Origin of the sequence: Capnocytophaga catalasegens, assembly GCF_026005215.1 — a bacterium.
GTDB classification, from domain to species: domain Bacteria; phylum Bacteroidota; class Bacteroidia; order Flavobacteriales; family Flavobacteriaceae; genus Capnocytophaga; species Capnocytophaga catalasegens.
On the sequence record NZ_BPMA01000050.1, the window covers coordinates 1 to 3,594 of the forward strand.

General features: G+C 33.2%; 2 protein-coding genes. Both read left to right on the forward strand.

The genetic code is table 11. From position 1 onward, the window contains the following. Positions 1–2,985, forward strand: a 2,985-nt coding sequence (locus OO775_RS11500) for an LPD3 domain-containing protein (protein ID WP_444979446.1), incomplete at its 5' end; no start/stop codon positions are given. 11 nt (positions 2,986–2,996) lie between these two features. After that, positions 2,997–3,452 carry a putative barnase/colicin E5 family endoribonuclease gene (locus OO775_RS11505; protein ID WP_264847309.1) on the forward strand — a complete coding sequence of 152 codons (456 nt, stop codon included), beginning with the start codon at positions 2,997–2,999 and terminating at the stop codon, positions 3,450–3,452. Positions 3,453–3,594: the final 142 nt, after the last annotated feature.

Below are 3,594 nucleotides of genomic sequence, written 5' to 3' on the forward strand. Positions count from 1 at the left end.
AAAATGCTTGAACCTCAAAAAGATAAAAAAAAAGTTTCAAGTAACAAGGAACAAGTAGCTGAAAGAAAAGAAAACAAAGATTGCAAAACCTGTGAAAAATCTGATTTTGACAAAAAAGAGTTTTACAAACAGCTTGAAAAAAAGGAAGTTAAACAAAATTCAGTTGAAAAATCATCAAACGCCTTTACGATTGCCGATAATCAACCTACAAAATTGAATATCCTTTTGAGTTCAACCGAGAAAGAAAACCAATCGGCAAAGGATATTCAGAATATTTTTGATAAAAAACTCTCAAAAATGTTGCGTATAGAGAGTGGTTTTATCAATACCAACGAGTTTAATTTTAAAGCTCCGAAATCAAATAAAAAAGGGGTTGAAAGTTTTGCAAAAATCGTATCAAAAGACCAACTTCGTCCTTTTCTGACCGGGGTGCTTATTGAAAAAGATGTTTATGTAGGTACAGATGCGCACAAACTGCTTATTATTGAAAGAGACAAGAAAGACGGACTTAAAACGGGTGTAATTTATGATGCCAACGCCAAATACATCGACTATCTGAATGCTTTTGCTAATATTGATGATGCACTATCTGAAAAAGAGTGGAACGATAAAAAAAGGTACATTGATGGAATATTTCCTAACTATCAAAAAGTTTTTCCAAAGCAATACCAATGGAAAACGCCTTTTGTGGATATAGAACCGATTTTAAATCACGTTTATAAAGCATACTATTTACTAAAATTCGATGTTCAAAAAAATGATAATTATACGATTCCTTTCCGTATAGGAAAAACGGGAATATCTTTTAATGCTTATCATTTATTTGACACCTTGCAATGTTTGTACGCTAATGGGACAAAGCACGTGAGCTTTGAGTGTGTTGCTTATAATAAAGCGACGATAATTAAAAGCAAAGAAAATAAGAATGTAGCTTTGCTAATGCCTGTTATTGTAGAGAAGAAAAGCGATTTGAACGTTAATCAAGTGCAAATTTCTGCTACTGAAAACAAAGATTTTGAACAAAAGCAAGGTTTAGCAGCTCCACAACCCCAGCTTTCTACCGAAGATTTTAAGAAAATGAGCGTTAAGGAGTTACGTGCTTTTACCTTACAGTATTATTTGGAAAATCTGAAAGGTAAAAAAGCGGTTATAAAAAAATATCTGAAAGAGGTTGTATTTACTACGGTTGCAGGTAAAAAAATAGCCAAAGGCGAAGCAATGTATTCAGCAAAGGCTGTTGCTGTTACACACTTACAGGAACTTATTGAAAACTCAACGTATAACAATTGGGGCGACCGCAAAAAAACAGATGGTAAAGACGTTTTGGGATACTTAAATTTCAAATCAAAATTTATTCTTGATGGAGAAAAGAAGCATTTGCGTATTTCATTAGTCCTTTATAAAGATAGAAAAACAGAGTTGAAAAATGTTGAAGTAGGAAGAAATAAAAAAGCGGTAAAATCCACTCAGGAGCCAGTAGCCTACCTGCAAGACGATGGGACTTTACCACTTTTCAGGAGCAAAAATACAAAAAAATCGGTTTCCAACAAAAAAACAGATGAAAATTTTGGTTTAGGTTTGCCTTTGACCGATGAAATCCGTAAAAAAGCCTTTACCGACAAAGGAAAATTACGCAAAGGGTGGTACTATGATAAATACGGAATTTTGACCGATGGAAAAAAATTGTATTTAGCCAAAGGCAAAAAAGAGTATGAATACGAAGCTATTCAAGATAAAATATTAGATGATGAAACCAATTACAGACATATTCGTTATCAAGCCGAAGATTATTACAATAAAGAGAAAACCAAAAATAATGAAATTGGAGATGAGCAATTTAAAACATTTTATGAAGATGTTGTTAAATCATTAAAAAAACAATATCCAAGTATAACCAGAGAAGATGTTTTTGATATTCATAACTCTATATCAAGGAAAGATGACAAAATATTTTTTACTTTTTCATCAGAAGATTTAAAAATAAAAGCTGTAAAAGATTTCTTAGAAGAATACGCTGTTAAAGTTGGCAAAAAATATGAATTAAACGAAAAGGCTATAAATATTCGTAAAAAAATAGATGAATTTGGTTTAAAACAAAGAAATAAATTACGAGGTAATAGAAAGGATATTCGTAAAAAATACGGCTTAGCCGCTCCCATTCCAACTACCCAAGAACCAATGTCATCAGAATCTGCGGGCCCGCAGGTTTTTGTAGAAGAATTTACAGAAACCAGCCAGGTACAACCCGAACCTGTAAATCCATTACCGACGGTGGCTCATCATCGCAAAGGATCATTAGCCCAGCAATTGGCAAATGCTCCTGAGCAAACCGAAAGTTACCAAATTGACCGCTTTGATATGGCTCAATTTTTAGGCGATATGGAAATAAAAAATGTGGATAGTTTGGTAATTACGCTCACGGGAGGACAAGGAAGCGGAAAAACACGTTTTGCCTTTCAGTTTATGAATGACCTGGCACAACGCTACAAAGTAGGGCATATTTCTATCGAGGAGCATCCACAAAGTCGTTTGTATATCGAGAAAGCTCATCAGTATTTGAACCAAAACGCACTAAACAATATCGAAGCTCACGATGTACGCTCACTCTCCGAAATTGATAAAATTATCCGTGAAAATGAGGTTATTGTAATAGATAGTTTTCAGAAAATCAAGGAGATTGACAGCAGGTTTGAGGTAGATAAAGATTTGCGTAAAAAATACCACGGCAAATTGTTTTTAGTCATTTTTCAGCAAACCACAGACGGCAAAATGCGAGGCGGGAGCAAATCCCAATTTGACGGCGATATTATTCTTTTCACGGAAAAATTTGCGAATTACCAAGAAAATTATGTGTATCCCGACAAAAACCGATACAATAGTACTCCTGCTGACCAACTTAAATATAATATCTATTCGCAAGGATTGCAACCCATTGAAAATAAGCAGGAAATAACCATTGAAGACTTAGTGTTTGATGTGGTGTAAAATTTTAAAAGATGAAAGAAAATAATAAAGATACAGCGTGGTTTCCTAAGTATAAACAATTCAAAGGAAAACCCAAAGAAGCTATAAAGCATCTAATTAAGGTAAAAAAAGGAGATTGTTTAGAGGCTTTATATCGTAAAGATATTGGGTATATTGATATTGTTTGGGGCGAAAATGATAAAAACAATAAAGGCTTCGGCTTGAAACATATTATTGAAAAGTACGGCAAAGAAATAGAACAATTAGGCTTTAAAGTAGAAGATTTTATTCCGATAATTGTACAATTCGGAGAACTTAAAACCTCTAAAAAACCCAGTAGAATAGAACTTGTAGGTGAGATGTTCAAAGTTGTCGTCAAAACAGAGTTTTACAATGAAAAGGAAAATAAGCGACAAGATAAAAAGTTTATTCTAACAGCCTTTGATTTGAGACCTTTATTTAAGAAGAATAAAAGTAAAGGAAACTAACCAAAGGACTAATGGGGTTAATTTTACAAGTCTCCGCTGTATAGCAAAACCTTTGCTTTTTAATGCAAAGATAAAAAAAACGATTTAAAAAAACAAGTAACAAATTAAATTTTTATAGAAATGGCAACAAAAAAAGAGGGTT